Below are 24500 nucleotides of genomic sequence, written 5' to 3'. Positions count from 1 at the left end.
CGAGGTCACCACGCTCGGCCCGATGGCCGCTCGCAGGAAGTGGAGTACTGACATGCGTGTCATGGCACAGCTGGCCATGGTGATGAACCTGGACAAGTGCATCGGCTGTCACACCTGCAGTGTCACCTGCAAGCAGGCGTGGACCAACCGCGGCGGCACCGAGTACATGTGGTTCAACAATGTGGAAACCCGTCCGGGACAGGGCTATCCGCGCCAGTACCAGGATCAGGACAAATGGAACGGCGGCTGGACGCTCACCAAGCGCGGCAAGCTCACCCTGAAATCCGGTTCGCGGCTGAAGCGGCTGCTCAATATCTTTGCCAATCCCGATCTGCCGACGGTCTCGGATTATTACGAGCCGTGGAGCTACGACTACGACAATCTGCTCTCGGCGCCCGCGCTGGACACCAGCCCGGTCGCGCGGCCGAAATCGCTGATCACCGGCCAGGACACGAAGATCACCTGGGGCGCCAACTGGGATGACGACCTGGGCTCCGGACCGGAGCAGGTCGGCAAGGATCCGCTGCTGGCCAGGCTCTCCGATCAGGTGAAGCTGGAGTTCGAGCAGACCTTCATGTTCTACCTGCCGCGCATCTGCGAGCACTGCCTCAATCCGTCGTGTGTGGCCTCCTGCCCGTCGGGTGCGATCTACAAGCGGTCCGAGGACGGAATCGTTCTCGTCGACCAGGACAAATGCCGCGGCTGGCGGCAGTGCGTCAGCGGCTGCCCGTACAAGAAGATCTACTTCAACCACAAGACGGGCAAGGCGGAGAAGTGCACATTCTGCTACCCGCGCGTGGAGGTCGGCATCCCGACGGTCTGTTCGGAAACCTGCGTCGGGCGGCTGCGCTACATCGGCGTCATGCTCTACGACGCGGATGCGGTGCAGGCGGCGGCCTCGGTCACCGATACCGAGGATCTGTATCCAGCACAGCTCGGGGTGTTCCTCAACCCACATGATCCCCGGGTGATCGCGGAGGCCGAACGCGCCGGTATCTCGCCCGAATGGCTCGAGGCCGCGCAGAACTCGCCGGTCTACCGGCTGATCGTCGACTACCAGATCGCGCTGCCGCTGCATCCGGAATACCGCACCATGCCGATGGTCTGGTACGTGCCGCCGCTGTCGCCGGTGGTGGATGTGCTCGGGGAGACCGGCCACGATGCCGAGGACGCGTCGAATCTGTTCGGCGCCATCGACGCACTGCGGATTCCGGTCGAGTACCTGGCCGAACTGTTCACCGCCGGGGAGATCGGACCGGTGCGAGCGGCGTTGCAGCGGCTGGCGGCAATGCGGTCGTTCATGCGGTCGGTGAATCTCGGTATGGAACCCGATCCCTCGATCGCGCCGTCGGTGCGCTTGGCGCCCGAGGAGATCGAGGCGATGTACCGGCTGCTGGCCATCGCGAAATACGAACACCGGTATGTGATTCCGCAGGGCGCGACGTCGCAGGCGCACGAGCTGGATTCACTCGCCACCGGATGCAGCCTCGATACCGATGGCGGGCCGGGTATGACGGCCTTCGACACGATGGTGGAGAAGTTTCATCTCACCGATGCCAATGATGCTGCGCCGGAGCAGAAGTCGACGCGGATCAACCTGTTGAACTGGGATGGGCGCAGCACCGATGGACTGGTGCCCGCCGCGACCAGTGGCAATGGCCATGGGACCAACGGCTCGGCGAAAAACGGTGCAGCCAACGGCATGAATGGTTCGACCAACGGTTCGGCGGCCACGAGCGGTTCCGCCACGCCGACCGGAGCAACCCAATGAACGCCACCGGTCGAGCCGCCGTCGGAGGCGTGTCATGGCACTGCTGAAGGTACGCCGCAGGCCGGAGCCCGTCGCCCGGCTGTCCGAGCGCGATTGCCGCCTGGTGTGGCGGATAGCCGCCCTGCTGCTCGACTATCCGAGCGAGCAGATGCTGGCGACCATCGACCAGATCGATGACGCCGCAATGCAATTGCCGGACGAGGTGGGTGCGCAGCTGCTGGAATTCGTCCATCACCTGCGCGCCACCCCGCCGATCACACTGGCCCAGCAGTATGTCGAAACCTTCGATATGCGGCGGCGTTCCAGCATGCACCTGACGTTCTACGCCTACGGCGACACTCGCAAGCGCGGCATGGCACTGCTGCGGTTCAAGCACGCCTACCGGCATGCCGGAGTCGAACTCGGCGACGAAGAGTTGCCCGACCACCTGCCGGTGCTGCTGGAATTCGCCGCCACCGTGGACCCGATCGGCGGCGAACGCCTGCTGGGCGAACACGTCCCGGTGCTCGAACTGCTGCGACTGTCGTTGGCGGACAACGGATCCCCCTACGCGGGAGTAGTCGCCGCGGTGGTCGCCACCCTGCCGCCGCTGACCACCGCGGACCGCCGCCGGATCGCCGAACTCGCCGCGCAGGGACCTCCTGAGGAGGAGGTCGGCCTCGACCCCTTCGCCATGGACCCCGCCCTCCTCGACGGATCGGAAGCCCGCCGATGACCACCACCTGCTGGATGACCCTGCCGTACGTGGCCTGCACCTCGTTCGTACTCGGCCACCTGTGGCGCTACCGCAATGACCAATTCGGCTGGACCACAAGGTCATCGCAGATCTACGAGAGCCGCCTGCTGCGCCTGGGCAGCCCCCTGTTCCACTTCGGCATGCTCGGTGTCATCGGCGGCCATGTGCTCGGCGTGCTGATCCCGGAATCCTGGACCACGGCGGTCGGCATCTCCGAACACACCTACCACCTGGTCGCGGTGGCGGCGGGTTCGGTCGCCGGACTCGCGGTCATCCTCGGCATCGGCATCCTGCTCTACCGCCGCATCACCGTCCCCGCCGTCCGCAGGGCCACCACCCGCAACGACCGGCTCATGTACGCACTGCTGGCCGCCGCCCTGAGCACCGGCCTGCTCAATACCTGGGGCAGCAACCTGCTGTGGGGCACCTATAACTACCGCGAAACCGTATCCCCTTGGTTTCGCAGCCTTTTCACCCTGCACCCGCAGCCCGAGCTGATGGTGGGCACCCCGTGGACCTTCCAGGTCCACGGACTCGTCGTGCTGACCCTCATCGCGATCTGGCCCTACACCCGCCTGGTCCACATGTTCAGCGCACCCGTCGGCTACCTGACCCGCCCCTACATCGTCTACCGCGCCAAGGAATCCAACGCCCCGGACAAGCGCCGCTACGCCCGCGCCTGGGACGCCCCTGTCACGCCCGAAATCTGGCGCTGACCCCGAGTTCGGGTCCTCTCACCCGATGCCCCGCAGCCCCGTCCTCCCACACTGGGAGGGCGGGGCCGTGTCATTTCCCAGCAAACACGCCCGTCGTATCCCGAGACCACACCTGCGGCCGTGATAGGAATTCGACCCATGTACCGGCTCGTGCCCACGCCTCGCGCACATTCGGCCCGCACGATGGGCACCGTGCCGATGATTCGCTCGCTGCGCTCCCTCATTCGATGCCTGGTGTTCCTGTTCGCGGTCTGCGCCGCGATAATTCCCATCGAGGTTCGTCCATTGGGCGGGTGGCAATTCGGTGGGTTCCTATAGCGGCTGTCCGCGCACCAGCGACCCCGCCGCCGCTATGCGCACTCCGAGCTCGCGGTCTTCGGCGGCCGGCCGCCGCTGGCGTGCCCGTCACGGTGAAATTGCGTCGGGGCACCCACCCCTGCGCCAATTGGCAGGGCGACCTGCACGAATCCTTGCCGCTGTGCGCCGCCGCGATCGGCGGGTAGCGGCTGTTCGCCGCCAAGTTGTCGGTGCCGTGGTCGACAATGCGGTATGGCGTATGACAAGGAACTCGCCGATCGGATCCGGGAGCTGATCGAACCCGCACCCGATGTGGTCGAGAAGAGGATGTTCGGCGGTCTGGCCTTCCTGGTCGGCGGCAATATGGCGGTCGCGGCCAGCGGCAAGGGCGGTCTACTGGTGCGTGTCGACCCGCAGGAGAGCACCGCACTGCTCGCCCGCGACTACGTCGGCACGATGGTGATGGGCGGTCGGGAAATGAACAACTGGCTGCGCGTCGACGGCGCGGCGATCACCGACGATGACGCACTCGACGAATGGATCGACCGCGGGGTGAGCTACGCGCGCTCGCTCCCACCGAAGCAGAAGTAGCGGTTCAGCGGACGAGGCGGCGGAAGGTGAGTTTGTCGAATTCCCGGCCGTATTCGTCCACCGCAACCACATCCATTTCGCTGGCGAAGATGCCGGGCCGGACATCGACGCGCAGGAACGAGTAGTTGCGGAACCGCACTCGCGACCACGGTGCGGCCTCGTCTAGCTTCTCTCCGGAGGAGGTCCAGACATAGCTGTTCGGGACCGTGGTGTCCGGCAATTCGTGGCCGCGGAACGATTCCTGTGAGCCGGGCTGGAAGTCGTAGCGCGGGCGACCACCACCGCCGACGGTGTAATAGACGGTGCCGTCGGTCTCCGGGTAGACGATCGAATTGTCACCGGCGACCCTGGTCGCGGCGCCGGCGCGGATCGGATCCGTGCGCTCGAAGACGTGATTGTGCCCTTGCAGCACCAGATCCACCTGATACCTGTCGAACAGTGCGGTCCAGGCATCGCGCAGGCCGCCGTCGCTGGCATGCGATTCGGTGGTCGAATACGCGCAGTGGTGGAAGAAGCAGACCAGGAAGTCGATATCCGGATTCGCGCGATAGGCCGCGAGGGTGCGCTCCACCCAACTCGTCTGTGCCCCACCGGAATATCCGGTATTGGCCTTGATCTCATAGCTGACGTCATTGGCGTCGAGCGAGAGCACCGCGACATTGCCGTAGGTGAACGAGTACGCCGAAGGGCAGCCAGCGGGCCCGTTGCCGGGGAAGTCCAGCCGCGCCAGATGTCCGCCGTAACCGTGCTGACCGTAGGTCGCTTCCATATCGTGGTTGCCGGTGGCGAACATCCACGGCGTCTGCGCGGCGCTGACTTCGATGGCGCCGAAGTAGACATCCCAGACATACGGGTTGTACTTGTCGAAGCCGGAGTCGACCTTCGCGTCGTGTGCGACGAATTCGCCCGGCTTGCCAGCACCGGACGGATCGGCGTAGGCGATATCACCGGCCAGGACGTGGAAATCCGGTTTGGCGGCGGCGATCTGGCGCAGCACATTGGTCGCGTGCGGCGCGGTCGGATCGTTATCGGCCTTGTAGTACTTGTCGTCGTAATCGCCGGGCACCGTGCCCTGCGGCAGCGCCGGGGTGTTGTCGGTGCCCTGATCGCCCATCATGGTGAATCGGAAGGGCAAGATCGCACTGCGCGAACTCGGCATGGCCGGTGCGGCGGCGCGGATATCGCCGGTGAACCCGTCGGAGGTGCGCCACCGATAGAAGTGCGGCAGCCGCCCGGGCAGACCGTCGACCGGCGCGTGTACGTAGAACTGTTCGGCGGCGAGCACTCCGCCGTCGGCGGCGGGCACCTGGGTCAGCAGATTGCGCACCTCGGCCTCGATGGTGCCGCCGAGCGCGGGTGTCGGCCCGTGGTCCAGATAGACCTTGGTACCGGCCGGTGGCCGGGAAAGCTGACCGGCGAACCTGAGCTGGCTGGCCGCGTCCGGTCCGTACCCGACATGCCGACCGCCGACCGCGAGCTGTGCGTCCTCGGCGTAGGCGCGCCTGCCGAACGGCGAGGTTCCGACCGCCGCGACCGCCGCGGCCGCGGCCGCACCGCGCAGGACATTGCGCCGCGAGACGGCATGGCGGCGTAGATAGTTCCGGTGCCACTCGTGCTGCTCGGCCATGGTCATCTGGGCGGCCAGGGCGGCGGGAATTCCGGTATCGGGTAGATCGCCAGCTGGGTTCAGCGCATTGGACGGCACGGCATCCGATGCTCTACGGCCACAGCGCATCCCGCAACTCGACACTGCTTCCCAGGCGCGAACAATTCATGAACTCCGGTCCGAACCCGGGGCCAGGTAGTCGCACGGACCCGGGCAATCAGTACAAAACGAACGAATGCCGCAGCGGCAGTGGCGATCTCGAACCGGCAGCGGCGCGAGGCCCTTTTCTGACCGCGTCGCGGTGGCTAAGCTGCCGCAATGACGCCATTTGCGCGCGGGGCCATCGCGGCGCTCGTGTCGGTCGGTTCGATTCTCGGCGCGACGACTGCCAACGCGACGCCCGGCACCGATATCACCGCGGTCACCCTCGGCCAGGCCCAGATCCCGGCCGGATTGCTGCCCTTCGTCGCGGGCACCGACCTCGTCGTCCGCGAAATCACCATTGCCCCAGGCGGTTCCACCGGCTGGCACTTTCACTACGGTCCGGTCTTCGGCTTCGTCCGCTCGGGCACCCTCACCCACCCCGGCCCCGACTGCGTGGCTCCGGTCTTCCACACCGGCGACTTCATCTACGAACCCGAGGGCGCCTGGAACGTGCACATCGGCCGCAATCTCGGCCCCGACCCGCTCGTGCTCGACGTCGTCTACGCCCCACCCACCGGCAAGCCACTGTTCGAGGATGCCGACGCGCCGGAGTGCGCGTAATCGACACCGGTCAGGTGCCCGGTGCCCGCAAAGTGGGCACCGGGCACCAGACGCGCCCTCCTACTACTGCGTTGCCGTTGTCGTCGTAACGGTCGTAGTCGGCGACGGAGCAGCAGTCGTTGGCGCCAACGTGGTCGTGAGCGGGGGTGCCGCACTGCTGGTCGTCGTCGGATGAATCGGTTCGGGACACTTGCCGTCTCGTTCGCCGATGCTGTTGATCTCGGCGTTGGACCGCGGATCGCCCGCGTAGTTGATCTTGTCGGTGCACTTGACATCGCCGCCGGGCGCCGGAGCGGGATTGCTCGTTGTGCCGCAGAAGGTCACGCCACAGGTGTCCGTGCCACCTGGTGCCGGAGCGGGATTGCTCGTTGTACCGCAGAAGGTCACGCCACAGGTGTCCGTGCCACCTGGTGCCGGCTGGGTTTCGGTGGGTGCGCCGCAGTAGGCGATTCCGCAGTTGTCGACGCCACCGGTGACAGGCTGCCCGGCGGCCGTCGGTCCAGTGCCTGCTCCACCCGCACTGCCCGGCTGTCCGCCGGTCCCGCCGGGGTTGCCCGGTGCCGCGGTGGTGGCCGGGGGCGTTGTTCGCGATGCACTGATCGAGGTGACCGTCACAGTGCCAGAGCCCGGCGCGGCGGAATCCTGCTTGTCAGCCGTGCACGCGGTCACGATCAGCACGGGCGCCACCATGCCCAGCGCCAGTCCGGTGCCGACGCGCCATCGGCGGCCCTTACCCAACATCTGCATGATCCCCACGAACTCTCCTCCTGCGCCTGCCGCCTCGCCTGAAAAGGACAGACGCGCAATGGGCCTGGTGAATTTTGACGGCTGTACGGTACCCCCGCGTAGTCGTTGGATGATCCGCCGTTGTTACCAACCACGGCAAGCTCGAGTCGCTCCGACCTCCAGCCATGACGGTTCACTTTGCCTGATTGAGGGTGCCAAGTGATGGCGGGCCGGGTGCGCGTCGCAGCTGGTAGGCCCAGATGCCGAGTCCGATTGTCATGGCTATTGCTCCGGTTGCCGATACTGCGGCCCAGCCGGATTCGCGGTATCCGGCCGCGCCGACAGCGGCTCCGAGGATGCCACCAAATGTGTAGACGGTCATATATGTGGAGGCGAGGCGTGATCGGGCATGTTCTGTCAGCCGGTAGACGACGCTGGCATTGAGCAGGTGGGTGCCGCGAACGGACACGTCCAGGATGAGGATTCCGGCGATGAGCCAGCCCAGGTGGTGTCCTGCGACCCACAGCACGATGAACGCGGCCATACCGGCGGCGAGCAGCACGCCGGTGGCTGGTTGCTGCCATCCGCGGTCGGCGATGTGGCCGATCAGCTTCGATGAGAGGATCCCGGTGGCCCCGAATAGTCCGAACAGCCCGATCACCGACGCACTGTAGTTGTAGGGCGGCCCGGCCAGCAGGAACGCTACGGTCGCCCAGCACGCCATGGATGCCGCGAACACACACCCGCCGATCAGTGCTCGGTGGCGCAGGACGGGCTCGTGGCAGGCGAGTTGGATCGTGGTCCGGAGCTGGTTGCGGTATCCGATCGTCAGCTCGGCCGGTTCTGGTGCCATAGCCCGGGCCAGTACCCCGGACAGGGTCACCGTTGTCGCGGCGGCGAGTAGGAACACGGTACGCCAGCCGGTCAGCTCGGCGATCAGGCCCGCGACGGTGCGTGACAGCAGCACCCCGGTCATGCCGCTGCTGAGGACTGTGACCACGGCCCGCCCACGCTGGCGGTCATCGACCAAGCCCGCGGCATAGGACACCAGAACGTTGACCACGCTGGCGCTGGTGAGACCGATCATCGTGCCCGCGGCGAGGGCCACCGTGACGTCCGGCGCGATGGCCGTGGCCAGCAATGCCGCTGCGTCCAGACACAGCAGCGCACAGATCAGCCTGCGGCGGCGCACGATATCGCCCAGCGGTACGACCAGCACCAGCCCGACCAGGTACCCGATCTGCCCGAGGGCGGGCAGCAGCGCCGTCGCGGATCCCGCCGCGAACGACCGCGACATCTGCGGCAGCAGCGGCTGGCAGTAGTACAGGTTGGCGATTGTGAGGCTATAGGCGAAGGCCACCAGGGGGATCGTCGGCCGCGTCACCGACCGGTCGGCCCACGATCGTGTTCGGGGTAGGAGTGCGAGCACGTTCACGGTGGCGACCCTAGGAAGAGATTGGTCTACCGATAAGATCCATTGTGATGTCGGAACATTGGCCCAATTCCGGTGTAGATCTGCACTTGGAGCTCGACGCGACAATGGGGCGGCAGTCCGGCCTGGAGAATGCGCTTCGTACCGCCATCCGCAGCGGGCGGCTGGCCGCGGAGTCGAGGCTGCCGGCAACACGCAAGCTCGCGACCGAACTGGGACTGTCCCGTGGCACCGTGCGAGCGGCCTACGACCAGCTCATTGCCGAGGGCTACCTGACCGCCCGCCAAGGATCAGGCACCACGGTCGCTCGTCTTCCCCCACACCAACAAGATCCGCCCGGCCCCGACCCCGTGCCGGACCGGATTCGCCACGATCTGCGTCCGGGCGGGCCCGACGCGTGTGCCTTCCCCACCACGGCCTGGCTGCGCGCCGCCCGTCGGGCATTGACCAGCCTGCCCGCCGACATCTACCGCTACGACGATCCGCGCGGACGCATCGAACTGCGCACCGCACTGACCGAATATCTCGGACGCAGCCGAGGAGTGCTCGCACATCCGGACCACATCGTGATCACCAACGGCTACACCCAAGCGCTGGCACTGCTCACCACGGCGCTCGGTGAAAACAGCACACCTACCATCGCTATGGAAGACCCCGGAGCCGACTTTCACCGCGCAATCGCCCGCCACCACGGAGCTGTGATCGTCCCGCTTCCCGTCGATGAACACGGCGCCCGGACGGACCTGCTCACCAATCCTGAGTTCACAACCATCGATGCTGTGGAAGTCACTGCGGCACACCAATACCCGACCGGCGCGACGCTGCACCCACAGCGCCGCCAACTGTTGATCGCATGGGCTCGATCCCGGGGGGGCCTGATCATCGAAAACGACTATGACGGCGAATTCCGATACGACCGCCAACCGGTGGGAGCGATCCAAGGCACCGCGCCCGACCACGTCGCCTACGTCGGCACCGTCTCCAAAACACTGGGTCCGGCACTACGCCTGGGCTGGATCGTGACGCCACCACGACTCCTCGAACCGGTCATCGAAGCCAAACGTCACGCCGACCGGCACACCGAATCACTCGGACAGCTGACCCTGACCGAACTCATCACCACCCACGCCTACGACCGGCACATCCGCGCATCCCGCCTACGCTACCGCCGACGCCGCGACCTGCTGCTCGACTGCCTGCGACCATGGTCAACCGGACCGCGCAGCACCCTCTCGATCCACGGTATCGCCGCCGGACTCAAAACGCTGGTCCGCTTCGACTCCAGCGAACTCACCGAACACCAGACCAAACGCGTCACCGCCGAATTCGACCTAGCCGTCGGATATCTCGGCGACCGCTGGCACACCCCAGGCAACCACCCCCAGGGCATCGTCCTCGGCTACAGCACACCACCCGAACACGCCTACCCAGCCGCACTCGAAGCACTCACCCACACCCTGCGCGCCCTACACCGAACCCGCTAGACGAAACCCACCCCACAAGCCAACTACAGTTGACCAACCGTTCGGTCGGTGAATCGTTTTCCGGCGGTGCGCATTTCCGCATAACCAGTGCTGTCGGTGGCGCATCGGCCGGTCGCCAGAACACGGCCGATGGCTTCGATGTCAGCGCCGAATTCTGCTCGGCAGCGCACGAATCAATCAGGGGCGGGGGATGTTTCGCAGGTTCAGTCGCGCCATCTCGACGACTTCTCCGATGCCACCGGACAGTACGGTCTTGCCGAGGGTGAGGGCGAACCCGCGTGCCTCTTCGACGGTGAGGTGCGAGGGAACTTCCAGTGCGTCCGGGGTGGTGACCACGTCCAGCAGCGCGGGGCCGTCGTGCTCGAATACGGCTCGCACGGCCGCGCGCAGCTCGCCGGGTTCGGTGACGCGGCGGGTGTAGAAACCTGCGGCAGCGGCGATCGCCGCGTAGTCGACTTCGTCGTGATCGGTTTCGAACGGCGGGTCACCGGCGACCATCATCTCCAGTCGCACCATGCCGAGACTGGAGTTGTTGAACACCACGACCTTCACCGGCAGCCGGTGGGTCTTGACGGTGAGCAGCTCACCCAGCAGCATCGCCAGCCCCCCATCACCGGAGAGCGAGACGACCTGCCTGCCGGGATGAGAGACCTGCGCGCCGATGGCCATCGGCAGCGCATTGGCCATCGAACCGTGCACGAACGAGCCGATCAGCCGACGTCGGCCGTTGGGTGTGAGGTAGCGGGCCGCCCAGGTACAGCACATGCCGGTGTCGACGGTAAAAACCGCATCGGCAGCGGCGAATTCGTCGACGAGTGCGGCCAGGTGCTCGGGGTGAATGGGACGGTGGGTGGCGATGTGGGTGCTGTAGGTGTCGATGCTGTGCCGCAGCGCGCGATGGTGTGCGTGCAGTATCTCGTCGAGGAAGGTGCGGTCGGTGCGCTGCGGCAGACGAGGCAGCAGCGCGTCCAGGGCCGCGCCGATATCGGCGACGATGCCCTGGGCCAGCGGCGCGCGCCGACCCAGCCGCACCGGGGACAGGTCGATCTGAATGTTGTTGTGCTCGGGTAGGAAATCGTCGTAGGGAAAGTCGGTGCCCAGCAACAGCACCAGGTCCGCGGCGTGCAATGCCTCGTAGCAGGCGCCGTAGCCGAGCAAGCCGGTCATCCCCACGTCATAGGGGTTGTCGTATTGCAGTATCTCCTTGCCGCGCAGCGTGTGCCCGATCGGGGCGCACAACCGCTCGGCCAAGCGCAGCACGCGTTCGCGGGCGTCGGCGCACCCGATGCCGCCGAAGATCGCGATGCGCTCGGCATTCCCGATGCGTTCGACGAGTTCGGTGATGGCCCCCTCGTCGGGAACCTGCCGCGACCCTGCCGCGATCGTCACGTTCCCGGCGGGTCGGCCGCTGGAATGATCGGCCAGAATGTCACCCGGCAGCACCAGTACCGCGGCGCCGCGGTCCAGGACCGCACTTTGAATTGCGCTGCGGGCCAGGCGAACCACCTGGTTGGGGTGGGCGACCGTCTCGCAGTAGTGGCTGGTCTGGGCGAACAGCGCCTCGGGTTTGGTTTCCTGGAAGTAGCCGGTGCCGATCTGGCGGCTGGCGATGTGCGAAGCCAAGGCCAGCACCGGAGCTCCGGAGCGGTGCGCGTCCATCACGCCCTGGATCAGGTGGGTGTTGCCGGGCCCGCAGCTACCCGCGCACACCGCGAGGCGACCGGTCAGTTGCGCTTCGGCCGAGGCGGCGAAGGCCGCGGCCTCCTCGTTGTGCACGTGCACCCATTCGACGCGCCCGTCGCGGCGCACTGCGTCACTGAACGCATTCAGACTGTCCCCGACCAGCCCGTAAATCCGATGTACCCCGGCCCGGACGAGTACCTCGAGCAAATCATCGGCCACGGTTCGGCGTAATGCACCCATCAGCGTTATCCGTGCTGGATCGCGTCGGAGGGGGTGCGGCGCAGCAGGTAGGTGTGACTACCGGACAACACGAGGTCCCCGCGTTGGTTGTGGACGGTTACCTGGGTGGTGACCAGGCCATTGTCGCCTTCGGGCGTGAGGTCGATGATCTCGAGCTGCGAGTACAGGGTGTCGCCGGTGTGGACCTCGGCATGGAAGGTGCACGCGAGACCGGTGAACGCGATGAATACCTCGCCGATGATGTGCGGGAACAAGGTTGCGCCCGGTGCGGTAAAGGCCAGCACTTGCAGGCCGTGCACGACCGGGGCGGAATGGCCATGGGCTCGTGCCCATTCGACGTCGTAGTGGACGGGATGGTTGTCGGCGGACACCGCCTGGAACGCGGAGGCGTGAGCGTCGGTGAGGGTGCGGCTGGGAGCGCGGAAGACTTCTCCGATCCGCAACTGCTCGAAGGTACGGGGCGGGACGATTTCGTACCGGGCAGGGTCGAACGTTGTCTCCGACGTTGTCATTTCCACTCTCCTCGGTTTCCGTTGTCGTGCATGGCAATCGGTCCAGCGGGATCTGACCGGGTCGACGTGCACACGATCAGTTTTGGCGGAGGGGACAACGATCGCCCCGCTCGTGGGGCCACAAATCCCTGAAATCAGGACACCGGCGAATGGGCGGCCAGCGCGCGTAGGCCCTTCCGGCATCTGCGGTACCGGGACTCCTCCAGAATACTGGTGGACGTGTCATACTCGCCCACAGCAAAGTCCCCCCGCCGCATCGGCATCCTGATCTACGACGGCATCAAGATGCTCGACTTCGTCGGTCCGGCCGAGGTCTTCGTGGAAGCGAACCAGTCGATTCCGGACTATGAAGTGGTGCTGGTCTCGCCCGACGGCGCCAGCGTGCAGACCTCGATCGGCGGCCCCATCGAGGTGAGCGGCGCGGCCGGCGACGCTGGGCGATTCGACACGGTGATGGTCCCCGGCAGCGAGTTGCCACCTGCACAATTCGTCACCGACAAGGTGCTAGGCGCCACGCGCGTCCTCGCGGCCAACACCCGCCGACTCGCCTCGATCTGCAGCGGCGCGTTCGTGCTGGCCGAGCTCGGACTGCTCAACGGCAGGCAGGCCACCACCCACTGGAAATTCGTACCGGACCTGGCGCGCAACTATCCGCAGATCGACGTGCAGCCGGACGCGATCTTCGTGCGCGACGGGAACCTGTACAGCTCGGCCGGGGTGGTGGCCGGGGTCGATCTCGCGCTCGCGCTGGTTGAGCAGGACCATGGCTCGGAGGCCGCGCGGCGGGTGGCACAGTCACTGGTCGTCTACACGCAGCGCGCGGGCGGCCAATCGCAGTTCTCGGCGTCGCTGACCGGACCCGCTCCACGCAGCGCACTGGTACGGCGTGTAGTGGATCTGATCTGTGCGGATCCGGCCTTCCCGCACACTGTGCAAACGCTGGCCGCCCACGCCCACATCAGCCCACGCCACCTGACCCGGCTGTTCCGCACCGAGCTGGAACGCGCACCGGCGGAGTACGTCGGGTTCATCCGCTTCTGCGCCGCACGAGATCTCCTGCACGCCGGGCATTCGGTGACCGAGGCCGCGATATCCGCCGGATTCGGCAACAGCGAGGCCCTACGCCGGGCATTTGTCGCGCGCCTCGGCGTCTCGCCACAGAAGTATCAGCAGCGATTCCGCTCCACCGGGTCGGCCACATTCGAGCACGATGCCGATGCGGCGGTGTCCTGATCTGCGGGATTCGCGGCCCGCGGCGAGGGGCGCGTCGCGCATCGTCGGCCGAAACTCATTGGTGCACGGACACTCATCCATTGTCCACTCCGCCCAATGAAAAAGGGGAAGCTATGGCCGCCTCGGCCCAACCAACTGTCATCCTGGTCCACGGCGCGTTCGCCGATGCTGCCAGCTGGTCCCCGGTGACCGAACGTCTTCTCGCACAGGATGTTCCGGTACTGGTCCCGCCGGTCTACAACCGGAGCCTTTCCGCCGACGCCGCTGCCATCCGCGCGGTCGTGGAGCGGATCGACGGCCCGGTGCTGCTGGCCGGCCACTCCTACGGCGGCGCGGTCATCACCATCGCCGGTATGGCCGACAATGTGATCGGCTTGGTCTACGTCTCCGGATACGCGCTCGAAGTAGGCGAGAGTCTCGGCCAGCTGCAGGGCGGATTCCCGGATTCCGATCTCGCGGCCCACCTGGTGTATACCCCGTATCCGGTCGAGGGTGGCGAACCCGGTACCGACGTGTCGGTCGAGATCGACGCGTTCCCCGCTGTTTTCGCCGCCGGTATGGATCCTGTTCGAGCTCGGGTATTCGCCGTATCCCAACGCCCGCTGTCGGCGTTCGCCTTCACCGAGCCGGCGTCGGCGGCGGCGTGGAAGACCAAGCCCGGCTGGGGAATTGTCTCCAGCGCTGACCACACCATCAATCCGGAGGTGGAGCGCTTCGGCTACCGTCGCGCCGATCTGCGCAAGGTTGTCGAACTCGACGCCCCCCACCTGGTCATGCAGACCCATCCCGATGAGGTCACCGGCGTGATCACCGCGGCCCTGGCCGAACTCTCCTGACCAACACCCCGAGGCGCGCGGAACAGGGTCGCTCGATCACGACGTTGGTCTGCGACGACCGGACCCGGGTGCGGATGTGCCGCAGCAGCGGGTCCGGTCCGTCGAATGCGGTCTCTAACGTGGTAATGGTGACACCGGGCCGATATCCAGTGCCGCCGCTTCCCTATTAACTCTGTGTGTTGCAGCTGATCATGTTGCAGTACATGGAGGAAGGTGATGTCCAGGTTGTGGACGGTGCATTGGGTGTCTGCGGAGCTGGTTGCGCCGCCTGGTCGGCATCCGCTGCTGGATGAGTGGCGGGATCTCGTCGAGCGGGAGGAGTCCTTCGGGCCGGATCCGGGTGACCCGTTCATGGTGGATCCGGATTTCCGGGTGGATGCGCGGCTGACACGCTATTTCGGCCGGTCGTCGTTCGCGAATCTTCGCAAGACGACGAAGCGCTCGTACACCACGAATTATCGGGTGTTCTTCAATTTCTTGTGGGGGCTCGCGCAACTGGACCCCCCACCACAGTCCATCGCCGACATCACTCCGGCGGTCTGGAGCCAGTGGAGGATCAGTCGCCCACAGAAGCCGTTGAGACAAAGGCAGATTCGCAAGATCGCGGCACTGCTGAAGCACGATGATCAGCTTCCCGAAGCGACTCGCGACCCCGGCTCCCGCAGCCTGCCTGGCGCACACTCGAACGGGAGTTGGCCGGTGAGCATCCGCCCGCCCGCTGAGGGCTCGATCGGGAGTCGTGGCAGACGCTGATCGATGTTCTGATCGCGTGGTCCCCTGACGGTGCTGGCACCCTGTGCGTGGCGTACTTCGGCCCCGCGGTCAAGGATCTCGCGGGTGCTGTGCGGCCTGCGTTTGCTCGATGCAGCGTTCGCGGACCTCGGCTTCGAGTTTCTCCACGGTGCGGCCCCAGCCGCCCTCCCATTCGTCGGCGAGGCCGTAGAGATCGCCAAGGGGAAGCGCGTGGACTTCGGCGTCGTAGTCGGCGTGGAAGACGATCTGCTCGACCTGTTGGCCGACCCATAGTGCGCTGACCTGCCCGGTCAGGTGCAGTTCGGCGATGAGCCCGAAGGCTTCACTCGCCGCGGCCGTGAGCGTCATGGGCAGTTCGACACCGGTCTCGGCCAAGGCCGCGGGCAGCAAGTCGCGCACGGCATGGGGTTCGCGCCCGTTCAGACCCGCCAGTTCCCGTAGCGCTGGGCCGTCGTGGCCGTCTGCGAGCCACTGCGCGGCCCACCAGGGGACGCGTTCGGAGGGTGCGGTGCCGAGTACGAGCCAGGCTGCGACGGTTCCCGGTGCCGGAGTCCGGCTCTCGTAGTGGTCGAAATGGCGGGCCATTGGTGATCCTCTCAACGGATCCAGGCTAAGTCCGGATAACCCCGCGACACCCGTGTGACAAAGAAGCTCGCGGACCTGATTCCTATAACCACGGTGCCGGCGACCTTCTCGCGCGAGGCCGCAACGCGGTTTGTCGAACGCCAGTGGCAACTAGCGACCGATCGAACCGGATACCCGATGGTGATCGTCCGGCGACGGGACAACACACCACTGGGAAGTATCGGCCTGTGGTTGAAGGACATCGACGAAGGCCGCGCATCGCTCGGCTACTGGGTGGTCCGCTCTGCCCGCGGCCATGGCATCGCCGCGCATGCTCTGGCGGCAATGGCTACCTGGGCGCTGGAAGAGCTGCACAGCAGTATTTCGTCGCGTAGTCGATGACCGCGCAGATCCGCCAGATGCCACCACCGCTGGTTTCGAATTCGCTGAAATCGGTTTGCCAGACTCGATTGCGTTGTGTCGGTAGATCGTGGAACACCATGCGCCGCAGCATCGCCCATGACTTGCGGTCCGCCCGATAGCCCTGCGGCAGCAACAGTCCGCGCCGCCGCAGTGCCCGCTGCACCGTCGAAGTCGAGACCTCGTAGCTGTCGGCGCGCATCAGCGCCGCGATCTTGCGATGCCCCCACGCCGGCCATTCCTCGGCGTATTTCGCTGCTTCCACTTACCGACCGATGCCGTGTTCACCCCGCGAGTGGCCTTGGCGGCACTCATCTCCCCGGCCAGCACCGACAACACCACTCGCACCTTGTCCTCGACCGGAATCTTCAACCGCCGTGATCTCGCCGCAGACCTGCTCCTTCCTGGTTCGATGTGCCCGGAGCGTAAACCGAGCAACCCTGCCAGAAAGTTCGACTCGCTAGAACGAGGTAGACTCGAACATAGGTTCGAATCGAGGGGGTTGGAGATGCGGACGCTACGTCCTGCCGAGATCGCCGGTTTGCTGGCCAGCGATATCGTCGCGCACCTGGCCACCATTGACGCGGCCGGATATCCGCATGTCACGCCCATCTGGTTTCTGTGGGATCAGCATGCTTTCCGGCTCACCAGTTGGGCCGGGCGTCCGCATCTGCGGCGGATACGGGCGAATCCGCGGGTCGGGTTGGTGATCGATCGGGAGGTCGGCAGGCGCGCGGACGGCCAGCGGCCGAACCGGCAGGTCCGGATCATTGGCGACGCCGAGTTGACCATCGATCCGGACGGTGTGTGGACCCAGCGCATCTGGGAGAAGTACGGCGGATCGGCGCTGGATCAGCAGGATCGCGCGCGGGTGCTGATCACCATTACTCCCGATCAGTTCGTCGCCATCGCGAGCGTCTGAGGCGGCGGCGAAAAATCTCGAGAAATCCGTGGCGATAGGTCGAAGGTGTCCGATCGGCTCCGACCAGTGGGTGACAGTAGGTCATCGACAACCCCAGGAGCCCACCATGTCGGTCAACACCTTCCTCTGGTTCGACAGCGACGCCGAGGAAGCCGCCGCACGCTACACCGCCCTGATCCCCAACTCCCGCATCGTCGAGGTGAACCGCCACCCCGACGGTTCGGCCTTCATCGTGGCCATCGAACTCGACGGCCACCCCTACACGCTGATGAACGGCGGGCCCGGCCACCCGTTCACCGATGCCGCCTCGATCCAGGTCGTCGTCGAAACCCAAGCCGAGGTCGACCAACTCTGGGACGCCCTGGTCGACGGCGGCGAACCCGGCCCGTGCGGCTGGCTGACCGACCGCTACGGACTGTCCTGGCAGGTGGTTCCCGCCACCCTGCTCACCCTCATGAACGGCGAGAATCCCACCAAAACCGCCGCGGTCGCCACTGCCCTGCGGTCCATGTCCAAACTCGACGTGAAGGTTCTCCAGGACGCCCACGACCAGGCCTGACGCTCAACTCCGCGCACCGGGCACCCGTCTGAACCTCGACTCACGGGCTGCCCGGCGCACGGCGTCCAACTCCCGATAGGTCATCGCGCGCCCACCGTCGCACAGGGCGACCGCGTCCGGAACCGCACCTGCCCAACGCAACTCGGGCAGCAGCACTATCGGACCACCCCGCAGAGCGACCGCGCCCAGAACCACGCCCGCCCAACGCAACTCGCGTAGCAGCACTATCGGACCGCTGCGCCGCGAACCGCCGGTCGGCGCGACGAGTTCCGAAGTCCTTATCCGACAATTGGCTTCGGTGGCGAGGAACTACGGGTGGCCGCCGCAGACCGTGACATCGCGCGCCGCCTGGATGTCGGCGTGGCACCGGGGACCGCGGCGACCCGTTCAGGACGCCGAAACCACCTCCGCGAAGACCGTGTCGAGGTCGCTCGCGGTGACCCCGAACGTCTCCCGGATCGCCGCATCGTCAACGGTGAACTTCCGGTGCGACATGTGATAGGTCTCGAACAACTCGCCCCAGAACGGATCGGTGAGGCCGAGCAGGGTCAGTTCGCGGTCGGACATCTCCGCCAGGCGCGGACTCGCGGCCGCGGCCGCGGCGGCAAAGCGTTCGGCGGCTTCGCGCAGGGTGCTGGTGATGGTCGGGGCGAGCCAGGCACGGCCCCAGGCGATTTCGCTGCGCGTGACCGCCACCAGGGCGTCGGCGGCATCGCCGATCGCGGTGTAGGCGTGCGGCAGGTCCAGGTTCTGCGGGACCAGAGCGAGTTGGCCCGCGACCACTTTCGGCTGCACCAGCAGCGAGAACACCGATATCGCACCGGCGCCGAGGAACTGGCCGGCCCTGACCTCGGTGACCCGCACCCGACCCGCATCGTGTGCCGCCTTGGCCTCGAGCCACATCCGGGCGCGCACCCGTCCTTTGTGTCCGGTAGCGGCCAAGGGCGTGTGATCGGTGACCACTCCGTCCACCGGGCCGTAGCCGTACAGGTTGCCGAGCATCACGTAGTTCGCACCGGTCTGCTCGGCGGCCGACAGTATGGCGCCGAACAGCGGCGGCACCGCCTCCGGCCAGGTGTGATACGCGGGCATGGCGGCATTGATGACGGTATCGGCGCCCTTGGCGAGGTCGGCGAGCGCGGCCGCGTCGACGGCATCGGCCGCGATGCGCTCGATATCCGGATGCTCCGGACCCGCGCCGCTGCGGCTGATCATCCGCACCCGGTCACCGGATTCGGCCAACCGGACGGCGGTTGCCGAGGCGGTGCCACCCCGGCCGATGATGACATGCGAAGGCATGCGACTTCCCTTCTCGGACAAGATAATTCACACAATCGACGGGGACTTCGGAGCCGGTTGTCGATCGCGTGCCATCAACATTGCCGGGAGCGGGACCGCTAGACTAGTGGCCGGTTAGCCATCTATCCCAAGGATCCAGCCATGAAGACCGTGGCCGTTGTCGCCGTCGCGCCGGTGAAGCCCTTCGAACTCGCCATGCCCGGAACCATGCTCGGCACGGTGACGGTGGACGGTGAGCTGTGTTATCGGATGGTTGTCTGCACCGCCGAACCCGGCGTGGTTCCCGGTGCGCTGGGCGGCTTCGATGTCGTGGTGCCGCGCGGACTGGATGCGCTCGACGAGGCGGATACCGTCATCGTGCCGAGCACCGGCAGTCGCGGCACCGCCGATGCGGCCACCATCGCGGCACTGCACAAAGCCGTCGAACAAGGCAAGCGCGTCACCTCGATCTGCAGCGGCGCATTCGTATTGGCGCAGGCCGGGCTGTTGTCCGGACGCACCGCCACCACGCACTGGGGTCTGGCCGACGAACTCGCAGCGATGTTCCCGGACGTGACCGTGCGTTCCGACGCCCTGTTCATCGAGGACGGACCGGTGACCACCGCCGCCGGTGCCGCCGCCGGAATCGACCTGTGCCTGCACCTGATTCGCACCGACTACGGTGCGACGGTCGCCAATGCCGCCGCCCGCGCCGCTGTGGTGACACCGGTACGCCCCGGCGGCCAAGCCCAATTCGTCGACTCGCCACTGCCGCCCGAAAACGGCCTGTCCCTCTCGGCCACCCGCACCTGGGCCCTGGAACGCCTCGACACTCCCCTATCCCTGGACGATCTGGCCACCCACGCCCGCACCAGCGTGCGCACCCTCACCCGCCGCTTCCACGAGGAAACCGGCCTCAGCCCGCAGAAATGGCTACTGCACCAACGCATTCAGCGCGCCCGCGAACTCCTGGAATCCACCACCCTGCCCATGGACCAGGTCGCCCGCCACAGCGGCATCGGCTCCGCAGAATCCCTGCGCCAACACATGATCCGCCACGTGGGCCTTCCCCCGAGCGCCTACCGCGCCTCCTTCACCCGCACCCCACACCGATCCGCGTAAGCAAACCCCGGGGCGGCCACGCTACACCTGAATGACAGTCAGCCCCGGCACGACAGAGGGAAATCCGGTGTCCTGAGTCACGACCGGCCATCCGTGTGCCATCGCAGTCGCGGCAATCCACGAATCGTTGATCTCCATCTTCGTCCCTGCCGCCTTGGGCCGCTGTCGCAGCAGCGCCCACGCCGCCACCACGCGCTCATCGATCGGAATCGGTTGCAAGCGTTGCACAGCTGTCAAGGTATCAAGCCTGCGGGAACGGGACTCGTCATCGACGGACATCAGCACACCCCACCGCAACTCAGCGAAGGTGACCACGCTGACTGCCGATTCCTCCGGAAGCAGGCCGATGTCGATGCGGCGGTTACTGTTTGGGAGGTCAGGCCAGAGCACGTGTCGGCGCCGACGCGCGGCGACGCCGGCGCCGACGGGATTCCCAGGACCGGTAAGGCATGCAGGCCATGTCCGGGGACGATGCTCGACATGTCGAGCAGTCATCTCATGCCCACGCGGTGGGCCGATATCGCTCAGCGGACCAGCAAGGTGATCGGCATGGTCGGGGCAAGAAGCCGATTGGTGCGGGCCGTCACCGTCACCGTCGCTGTGTCGGGGCTGGCCCTCGGCTGCGGTGCGGATCTCGACCAGTCGCCGCCTCCGGGCAAGATCGTATTCGCTGGTGACCGGAACTCGATCTTCGTGATGAATCCCGACGGGACCGGGGTCACCCGCATCAGTTACGGCGCCTGTCCGAGCTTCGCCCCCGATGGCTCGAAAATCGTCGTCGGCGGGTACACGATCGCGGTCATGGATCCCGACGGCAGCAATGTCAGGAAACTCACCCACGGTGCGTCCACCTACCCCACGTTCTCCCCCGACGGCACCAAGATCGCGTTCACGCGTGGTCATATCGTCTACATAATGAATGCCGATGGCGGCGAGCCGAAGCAACTCAACCCAGACCCCGAACCGACCGGCCCCGTCACCAGCATCGACACCCCTTACGGCCCCATCCCCCTTCCAGCCCCTTACTTCCCCGTCGCGAACCCTAACGTCGACGGATCGACGGATCGTCCCGCATTCTCACCGGACGGTTCCAAGATCCTGTTCGCCCCCTCCTCCGGAGTTATCTGGGTGATGGCATCCGACGGAACCGGTGCACGGCCGCTGCTGCCGGACGATCCGAATACCAATCTCGCGCCGGTCTTCACCCCGGACGGAGCCGGGATCGTCTTCACCAGCTATCGCGCTCACAATGGCCGGTCCGGGATCTACGTGGTGGATGTTGATGGTCACAACATCCGACTGCTCAACGACGACGCGGCCTACCCGTCGTTCTCGCCGGACGGCACGAAAATCGTCTACACCCGATTCACCCCAGATCCAGCGTCCGACCAGGGAGCCGAGTTCCAGGAATTCTGGGTGATGAACCGCGATGGCAGCAACCCACACCGTCTCACCGATCCGAAACAGTCTGCGCAGCACGATGTTTGCGCCAGCTGGGGCAGAGGAACCGATTCGTGATCGGGCCACGGAGGCCGCCGCCCTCTCTGGACAGTCGGAACTCGGTCCGCCCAGATCTACTCGGCGAACCACAGCTCGCCAGCGCCCGCCGCGTTCCCGCGGAACGGACAGTCCAGAGCAAGGGACGGCCCGGCTATCTCCATCTTCGTCGCTGCTGCGTTCAGCTGCTGCCGCAGCAACGCACGGCCACAGAGGGACGCGATTTACACCGTCGCTCCGAGCCACGACGTGAACCCCAGCAACCCATCCGACTGCCGTCGCTGCGCCGATGCGATGCCGCATACGGTTTCACGCACCGAGGGATGCAGCCGGGTCTGTTGGGGTGCGGCGGCGCGAGCCTTGTTCAACGCCGCGAGCGCCTTGTCCGGTTTCCCGGACATCAACCAGGCGCGGGCGTTGTCCTGCCAGTGGTGCGCGACCCTGGTCGGCGCGGCGTCGGCCGGGTAAGTGAGTTTCGCCCCCTCAATGGCGGCTTTGTTCGGGTCGCCCGCTTCCAACTCGATTGCGTGGGAGTGGATCTCGACATTCAACGGCCCGAACGCCGTCATGTACAGGTCTGTTTCCCCAGTATGGCGGGCATAGTCGCGGGCCGCCGTCACGTGATCCAACGCCCCGGCGTAGTCGAGGGTGCGAGCCTGATTGATCGCCCCCGCGAGATGGGAGTATCCGGCCATCACATGCCCCGCGTGGGAGTCGCCGGCGGTAGCTATGGCCGTGTCGACCAAATGGGCGGCGACACCGGTTTCTCCGTAGTGGGTGAGCACGCGGGCACGCGCCAACGCCGAGAACGCCGCATAGTTCGGGTCGTCGGCATGCGGGGCGTACATGTCGGCCAGATCCAGCGCGGGAAGCGCGAGCATCAAATGCCCAGTGCGCCGCACTGACCATTCCGCGAGCACATACGCTGAGGTCAATAGGGTGTAGGCGTGGGCTTTTCGGTCGCCGGTTTCCTCCCGCACCGCGCCGTGTATCCGTCGGATGACGCCGGGCAGCACTTCGATGGTTTGGCGGGTTCGGTCGCTGCGGTACAACCGTTGCGCCGCAGCCAGGTCGGTTTCTATCTCGGCGAGATCGCCGGGTTCGGTGGCGCGGGCGTACCGGCCCTCGGTGAGTAGCACCGAGAGGTTGTTCACGGCGTCGGAGAGTGGTTTCCCGTCCGCGTAGGGCGCGCCGGTCAACTGCTCCGGGGTAATGCGCAGCACCTTCGCCACGGCCGACAGGAAACCGGGTGACGCCGGTTCCCGGCCCTGTTCCACCGCCTTGACCATCGACAGCGAATAGTTGGTGCGGGTCGCTAATGCGCGTTGCGTAAGCCCAGCTATTTTGCGCTCGTTCGCGACGGCTTCGCCTGCATGATGCCCCATGACCCGAGCGTAGACCGATGGTCGAATGGTGTCTTGCTGTCCCTTCCCTGTCCTTCCATCGGCTTATAGACGGCGAAGGTTGATGCCACACCAGCCGGGCGCAGCAAGGGGGCGAGCATTGGACATACCGAAACTTCCGCAGCGGGCCGTGGTCTGGGTCGATTTCGCCACCGGGCCACGACATCCCGCGGTCACCTACACCGCCCCGGCCGATGTGATCGTGCGGTTCGTCGCAGCCCTACGGCAGTGGAACCCGGCCACAGGGTGCAGGTGGAAACCGTCGATCCCGACGGTATGGAACACCCGCCGCAGCAGCTCCCGAAGTGGCGGCTTTTCGCGTGGGACGAGGGCAGTCAGCGCCGGGCACAACTACAACCATCGAGGTCCGGGAGGTCGGCAGATGCCGAACCATGAGCTTCCCCAACGAGATCCATTCATTGGGCCACCCACCAGCTACGTCGGTGCGTCGGCCAAAGTGGTCGAGTTGTTCGCCCATGCGATTCACGAGTGGGCAGCTCAGATCACGCCCACCGAGTCGTCCCGGTGCCGGGGTGTCAATTCCCCCGGCATCGGGCGTGCCAGCAGTGAGGTGCTGTGATGCGGCGAGATATGTTGCGAACCACCCGAACTCGGGACGGCGACAAGATTGCGGTGTGGCAGCTGGTCAGTAGCTCGGCGCGCGTACTGCGGGTGCAGTTTCCCCGCGAGTCGTTCACCGCGCACCGGCTCCCATCACGCACGCCGCTTCCGGAGGCACAGCCCGGAACAATCCTGTTCGACGTAAATCCGGATCTAGCCGACGCGCGCGAGTTGCTGCCCGCGCACGACGACCTCTGGGACGTGGTGCGCAATGACTACTGGACCGCGCTGCTGTGCGCGGCGGGCCTCCCGAACTCGTTGGAGCACAATGCTGAAGAATGAAATCGAGCGTCGCCGAGACGAAATCGCCCCCGCCGTAGAGCTGCTGCTCACCGTCTTCCACGAAGACACCCGACGCAAACTCGAACTGGCTCCCACGAATAGCGTCCCGCTGTGTCATTCCGCGGACGGCTCGCTGTACGCAGTGGGCACGGACGGCTGGCTCGTCGAATATGACGACCTGGACGAAACCGAAGTAGTCGATGCCGAGCAGACCAGCGCACTGCCGGATGCGCCATGATCGCCGGACAGTCCGGGTCGGGCCACAGACGATGAGGCGTCTCCGTCTGTGGCCTGCCCGGTGTCGTCGACCATCCCTACGTGCGGGCTGACCAGATCACCTGCCTTGCGCGACAGCGTCTTCCACGCCAGAGCCGCATCCCGGGACGAGGTCGTCACGAACGGCCGCCTACGAACCAAAGCGGCCGCCCGCTACTTCGAATCAGCCTGCACC

The 24500-nt window shown here is 66.1% G+C and carries 26 protein-coding genes; 16 read left to right on the top strand and 10 right to left on the bottom strand.

The features are described from left to right. Window positions 1-52: 52 nt before the first annotated feature. From narH to ABZ293_RS03410, 4 genes are all read left to right on the top strand, one after another. Window positions 53-1771, top strand: a complete 1719-nt coding sequence (gene narH / locus ABZ293_RS03425) for a nitrate reductase subunit beta (RefSeq protein WP_355177073.1) — start codon at window positions 53-55, stop codon at window positions 1769-1771. Window positions 1772-1805: 34 nt separating this feature from the next. Further along, window positions 1806-2486: a nitrate reductase molybdenum cofactor assembly chaperone gene (gene narJ / locus ABZ293_RS03420; RefSeq protein ID WP_355177072.1), complete on the top strand. Its 681-nt coding sequence runs from the start codon at window positions 1806-1808 to the stop codon at window positions 2484-2486. Continuing rightward, on the top strand, window positions 2483-3223 hold the full coding sequence (narI, locus tag ABZ293_RS03415; protein WP_355177071.1) for a respiratory nitrate reductase subunit gamma: 741 nt from the start codon (window positions 2483-2485) through the stop codon (window positions 3221-3223). Before narJ ends, narI begins: the two co-directional genes overlap by 4 nt. A 549-nt stretch (window positions 3224-3772) precedes the next feature. Then, window positions 3773-4111 carry a TfoX/Sxy family protein gene (locus ABZ293_RS03410; protein WP_355177070.1) on the top strand — a complete coding sequence of 113 codons (339 nt, stop codon included), beginning with the start codon at window positions 3773-3775 and terminating at the stop codon, window positions 4109-4111. Window positions 4112-4115: 4 nt separating this feature from the next. On the opposite strand, the gene ABZ293_RS03405 is transcribed toward ABZ293_RS03410, so the two are convergent. Continuing rightward, complete coding sequence (locus tag ABZ293_RS03405; RefSeq protein WP_355177069.1) at window positions 4116-5816, bottom strand: metallophosphoesterase; 1701 nt, start codon at window positions 5814-5816, stop codon at window positions 4116-4118. A gap of 219 nt (window positions 5817-6035) precedes the next feature. Here ABZ293_RS03405 and ABZ293_RS03400 point away from each other — a divergent pair, with 219 nt between their 5' ends. Further along, the gene (locus tag ABZ293_RS03400) at window positions 6036-6482 is read left to right on the top strand and encodes a cupin domain-containing protein (protein ID WP_354958460.1); all 447 of its coding nucleotides are present in this window, start codon (window positions 6036-6038) and stop codon (window positions 6480-6482) included. A gap of 63 nt (window positions 6483-6545) precedes the next feature. Here ABZ293_RS03400 and ABZ293_RS03395 read toward each other — a convergent pair whose 3' ends face one another. Continuing rightward, window positions 6546-7238 (bottom strand): hypothetical protein, encoded by a 693-nt coding sequence (locus ABZ293_RS03395; protein WP_355177068.1) that lies wholly within the window; start codon window positions 7236-7238, stop codon window positions 6546-6548. A 163-nt stretch (window positions 7239-7401) separates the two neighbouring features. Continuing rightward, window positions 7402-8643 carry an MFS transporter gene (locus ABZ293_RS03390; RefSeq protein ID WP_355177067.1) on the bottom strand — a complete coding sequence of 414 codons (1242 nt, stop codon included), beginning with the start codon at window positions 8641-8643 and terminating at the stop codon, window positions 7402-7404. 47 nt (window positions 8644-8690) lie between these two features. Here ABZ293_RS03390 and ABZ293_RS03385 point away from each other — a divergent pair, with 47 nt between their 5' ends. Then, window positions 8691-10124: a PLP-dependent aminotransferase family protein gene (locus tag ABZ293_RS03385; RefSeq protein ID WP_355177066.1), complete on the top strand. Its 1434-nt coding sequence runs from the start codon at window positions 8691-8693 to the stop codon at window positions 10122-10124. Between the two features lie 177 nt (window positions 10125-10301). Here the strand turns inward: ABZ293_RS03385 and ABZ293_RS03380 are convergent, their stop codons facing one another. Both ABZ293_RS03380 and ABZ293_RS03375 read right to left on the bottom strand, forming a co-directional pair. Next, window positions 10302-12047, bottom strand: a complete 1746-nt coding sequence (locus ABZ293_RS03380; protein WP_355177065.1) for a thiamine pyrophosphate-dependent enzyme — start codon at window positions 12045-12047, stop codon at window positions 10302-10304. 5 nt (window positions 12048-12052) lie between these two features. Next, complete coding sequence (locus tag ABZ293_RS03375) at window positions 12053-12559, bottom strand: MaoC/PaaZ C-terminal domain-containing protein (RefSeq protein ID WP_355177064.1); 507 nt, start codon at window positions 12557-12559, stop codon at window positions 12053-12055. A gap of 219 nt (window positions 12560-12778) precedes the next feature. Here ABZ293_RS03375 and ABZ293_RS03370 point away from each other — a divergent pair, with 219 nt between their 5' ends. The 3 genes from ABZ293_RS03370 (at window position 12779) to ABZ293_RS03360 (ending at window position 15381) form a co-directional block, all read left to right on the top strand. After that, entirely contained in the window at window positions 12779-13792 is a 1014-nt protein-coding gene (locus ABZ293_RS03370) for a GlxA family transcriptional regulator (protein ID WP_355177063.1), read from the top strand. A 113-nt stretch (window positions 13793-13905) separates the two neighbouring features. After that, window positions 13906-14628, top strand: a complete 723-nt coding sequence (locus tag ABZ293_RS03365) for an alpha/beta hydrolase (protein ID WP_355177062.1) — start codon at window positions 13906-13908, stop codon at window positions 14626-14628. A gap of 216 nt (window positions 14629-14844) precedes the next feature. Next, entirely contained in the window at window positions 14845-15381 is a 537-nt protein-coding gene (locus ABZ293_RS03360) for a hypothetical protein (protein WP_355177061.1), read from the top strand. A 69-nt stretch (window positions 15382-15450) separates the two neighbouring features. Here ABZ293_RS03360 and ABZ293_RS03355 read toward each other — a convergent pair whose 3' ends face one another. Next, a complete protein-coding gene (locus ABZ293_RS03355) occupies window positions 15451-15966 on the bottom strand; it encodes a hypothetical protein (protein WP_355177060.1) in 516 nt (171 codons plus the stop codon). 93 nt (window positions 15967-16059) lie between these two features. On the opposite strand from ABZ293_RS03355, the gene ABZ293_RS03350 reads away from it, so the two are divergent. After that, window positions 16060-16347, top strand: a complete 288-nt coding sequence (locus ABZ293_RS03350; RefSeq protein ID WP_355177059.1) for a GNAT family N-acetyltransferase — start codon at window positions 16060-16062, stop codon at window positions 16345-16347. Here ABZ293_RS03350 and ABZ293_RS03345 read toward each other — a convergent pair. Next, complete coding sequence (locus ABZ293_RS03345; RefSeq protein ID WP_355177058.1) at window positions 16295-16630, bottom strand: hypothetical protein; 336 nt, start codon at window positions 16628-16630, stop codon at window positions 16295-16297. The genes ABZ293_RS03350 and ABZ293_RS03345 overlap by 53 nt on opposite strands. Window positions 16631-16873: 243 nt before the next feature. Here ABZ293_RS03345 and ABZ293_RS03340 point away from each other — a divergent pair, with 243 nt between their 5' ends. Then, on the top strand, window positions 16874-17287 hold the full coding sequence (locus tag ABZ293_RS03340) for a pyridoxamine 5'-phosphate oxidase family protein (RefSeq protein ID WP_355177057.1): 414 nt from the start codon (window positions 16874-16876) through the stop codon (window positions 17285-17287). Between the two features lie 106 nt (window positions 17288-17393). Then, window positions 17394-17846 (top strand): VOC family protein, encoded by a 453-nt coding sequence (locus ABZ293_RS03335; protein ID WP_355177056.1) that lies wholly within the window; start codon window positions 17394-17396, stop codon window positions 17844-17846. A gap of 387 nt (window positions 17847-18233) precedes the next feature. Here the strand turns inward: ABZ293_RS03335 and ABZ293_RS03330 are convergent, their stop codons facing one another. Further along, window positions 18234-19145, bottom strand: a complete 912-nt coding sequence (locus ABZ293_RS03330) for an NAD-dependent epimerase (RefSeq protein WP_355177055.1) — start codon at window positions 19143-19145, stop codon at window positions 18234-18236. 141 nt (window positions 19146-19286) lie between these two features. On the opposite strand from ABZ293_RS03330, the gene ABZ293_RS03325 reads away from it, so the two are divergent. Continuing rightward, on the top strand, window positions 19287-20246 hold the full coding sequence (locus ABZ293_RS03325) for a helix-turn-helix domain-containing protein (protein WP_355177054.1): 960 nt from the start codon (window positions 19287-19289) through the stop codon (window positions 20244-20246). A gap of 21 nt (window positions 20247-20267) precedes the next feature. Here ABZ293_RS03325 and ABZ293_RS03320 read toward each other — a convergent pair whose 3' ends face one another. Then, entirely contained in the window at window positions 20268-20741 is a 474-nt protein-coding gene (locus ABZ293_RS03320) for a type II toxin-antitoxin system VapC family toxin (RefSeq protein ID WP_355177053.1), read from the bottom strand. Between ABZ293_RS03320 and ABZ293_RS03315 the strand changes: the two genes are divergently transcribed. After that, window positions 20727-21764, top strand: a complete 1038-nt coding sequence (locus tag ABZ293_RS03315; RefSeq protein WP_355177052.1) for a hypothetical protein — start codon at window positions 20727-20729, stop codon at window positions 21762-21764. The genes ABZ293_RS03320 and ABZ293_RS03315 overlap by 15 nt on opposite strands. Before the next feature lie 203 nt (window positions 21765-21967). Here ABZ293_RS03315 and ABZ293_RS03310 read toward each other — a convergent pair whose 3' ends face one another. Continuing rightward, window positions 21968-23128, bottom strand: a complete 1161-nt coding sequence (locus tag ABZ293_RS03310) for a helix-turn-helix transcriptional regulator (protein WP_355177051.1) — start codon at window positions 23126-23128, stop codon at window positions 21968-21970. Between the two features lie 597 nt (window positions 23129-23725). Here ABZ293_RS03310 and ABZ293_RS03305 point away from each other — a divergent pair. Both ABZ293_RS03305 and ABZ293_RS03300 read left to right on the top strand, forming a co-directional pair. Beyond that, the gene (locus ABZ293_RS03305; protein WP_355177050.1) at window positions 23726-24049 is read left to right on the top strand and encodes a hypothetical protein; all 324 of its coding nucleotides are present in this window, start codon (window positions 23726-23728) and stop codon (window positions 24047-24049) included. Next, entirely contained in the window at window positions 24036-24287 is a 252-nt protein-coding gene (locus tag ABZ293_RS03300) for a hypothetical protein (RefSeq protein WP_355177049.1), read from the top strand. The genes ABZ293_RS03305 and ABZ293_RS03300 overlap by 14 nt, the downstream gene beginning before the upstream one ends. The last annotated feature ends 213 nt before the right edge of the window (window positions 24288-24500 follow it).

Origin of the sequence: Nocardia sp. NPDC005998 (assembly GCF_040614395.1) — a bacterium.
Lineage (GTDB): Bacteria > Actinomycetota > Actinomycetes > Mycobacteriales > Mycobacteriaceae > Nocardia.
This window is presented reverse-complemented; position numbering and strand designations above follow the sequence as displayed.

Bases quoted from the DNA above. Each gene is read 5' to 3' on its own strand.
- narH (WP_355177073.1), top strand. From the start codon at position 53: ATGCGTGTCATGGCACAGCTGGCCATGGTGATGAACCTGGACAAGTGC.
- narJ (WP_355177072.1), top strand. From the start codon at position 1,806: ATGGCACTGCTGAAGGTACGCCGCAGGCCGGAGCCCGTCGCCCGGCTG.
- narI (WP_355177071.1), top strand. From the start codon at position 2,483: ATGACCACCACCTGCTGGATGACCCTGCCGTACGTGGCCTGCACCTCG.
- ABZ293_RS03410 (WP_355177070.1), top strand. From the start codon at position 3,773: ATGGCGTATGACAAGGAACTCGCCGATCGGATCCGGGAGCTGATCGAA.
- ABZ293_RS03400 (WP_354958460.1), top strand. From the start codon at position 6,036: ATGACGCCATTTGCGCGCGGGGCCATCGCGGCGCTCGTGTCGGTCGGT.
- ABZ293_RS03385 (WP_355177066.1), top strand. From the start codon at position 8,691: ATGTCGGAACATTGGCCCAATTCCGGTGTAGATCTGCACTTGGAGCTC.
- ABZ293_RS03380 (WP_355177065.1), bottom strand. From the start codon at position 12,047: ATGGGTGCATTACGCCGAACCGTGGCCGATGATTTGCTCGAGGTACTC.
- ABZ293_RS03375 (WP_355177064.1), bottom strand. From the start codon at position 12,559: ATGACAACGTCGGAGACAACGTTCGACCCTGCCCGGTACGAAATCGTC.
- ABZ293_RS03365 (WP_355177062.1), top strand. From the start codon at position 13,906: ATGGCCGCCTCGGCCCAACCAACTGTCATCCTGGTCCACGGCGCGTTC.
- ABZ293_RS03360 (WP_355177061.1), top strand. From the start codon at position 14,845: ATGTCCAGGTTGTGGACGGTGCATTGGGTGTCTGCGGAGCTGGTTGCG.
- ABZ293_RS03355 (WP_355177060.1), bottom strand. From the start codon at position 15,966: ATGGCCCGCCATTTCGACCACTACGAGAGCCGGACTCCGGCACCGGGA.
- ABZ293_RS03340 (WP_355177057.1), top strand. From the start codon at position 16,874: ATGCGGACGCTACGTCCTGCCGAGATCGCCGGTTTGCTGGCCAGCGAT.
- ABZ293_RS03335 (WP_355177056.1), top strand. From the start codon at position 17,394: ATGTCGGTCAACACCTTCCTCTGGTTCGACAGCGACGCCGAGGAAGCC.
- ABZ293_RS03330 (WP_355177055.1), bottom strand. From the start codon at position 19,145: ATGCCTTCGCATGTCATCATCGGCCGGGGTGGCACCGCCTCGGCAACC.
- ABZ293_RS03325 (WP_355177054.1), top strand. From the start codon at position 19,287: ATGAAGACCGTGGCCGTTGTCGCCGTCGCGCCGGTGAAGCCCTTCGAA.
- ABZ293_RS03315 (WP_355177052.1), top strand. From the start codon at position 20,727: ATGTCGAGCAGTCATCTCATGCCCACGCGGTGGGCCGATATCGCTCAG.
- ABZ293_RS03320 (WP_355177053.1), bottom strand. From the start codon at position 20,741: ATGACTGCTCGACATGTCGAGCATCGTCCCCGGACATGGCCTGCATGC.
- ABZ293_RS03310 (WP_355177051.1), bottom strand. From the start codon at position 23,128: ATGGGGCATCATGCAGGCGAAGCCGTCGCGAACGAGCGCAAAATAGCT.
- ABZ293_RS03305 (WP_355177050.1), top strand. From the start codon at position 23,726: ATGCGGCGAGATATGTTGCGAACCACCCGAACTCGGGACGGCGACAAG.
- ABZ293_RS03300 (WP_355177049.1), top strand. From the start codon at position 24,036: ATGCTGAAGAATGAAATCGAGCGTCGCCGAGACGAAATCGCCCCCGCC.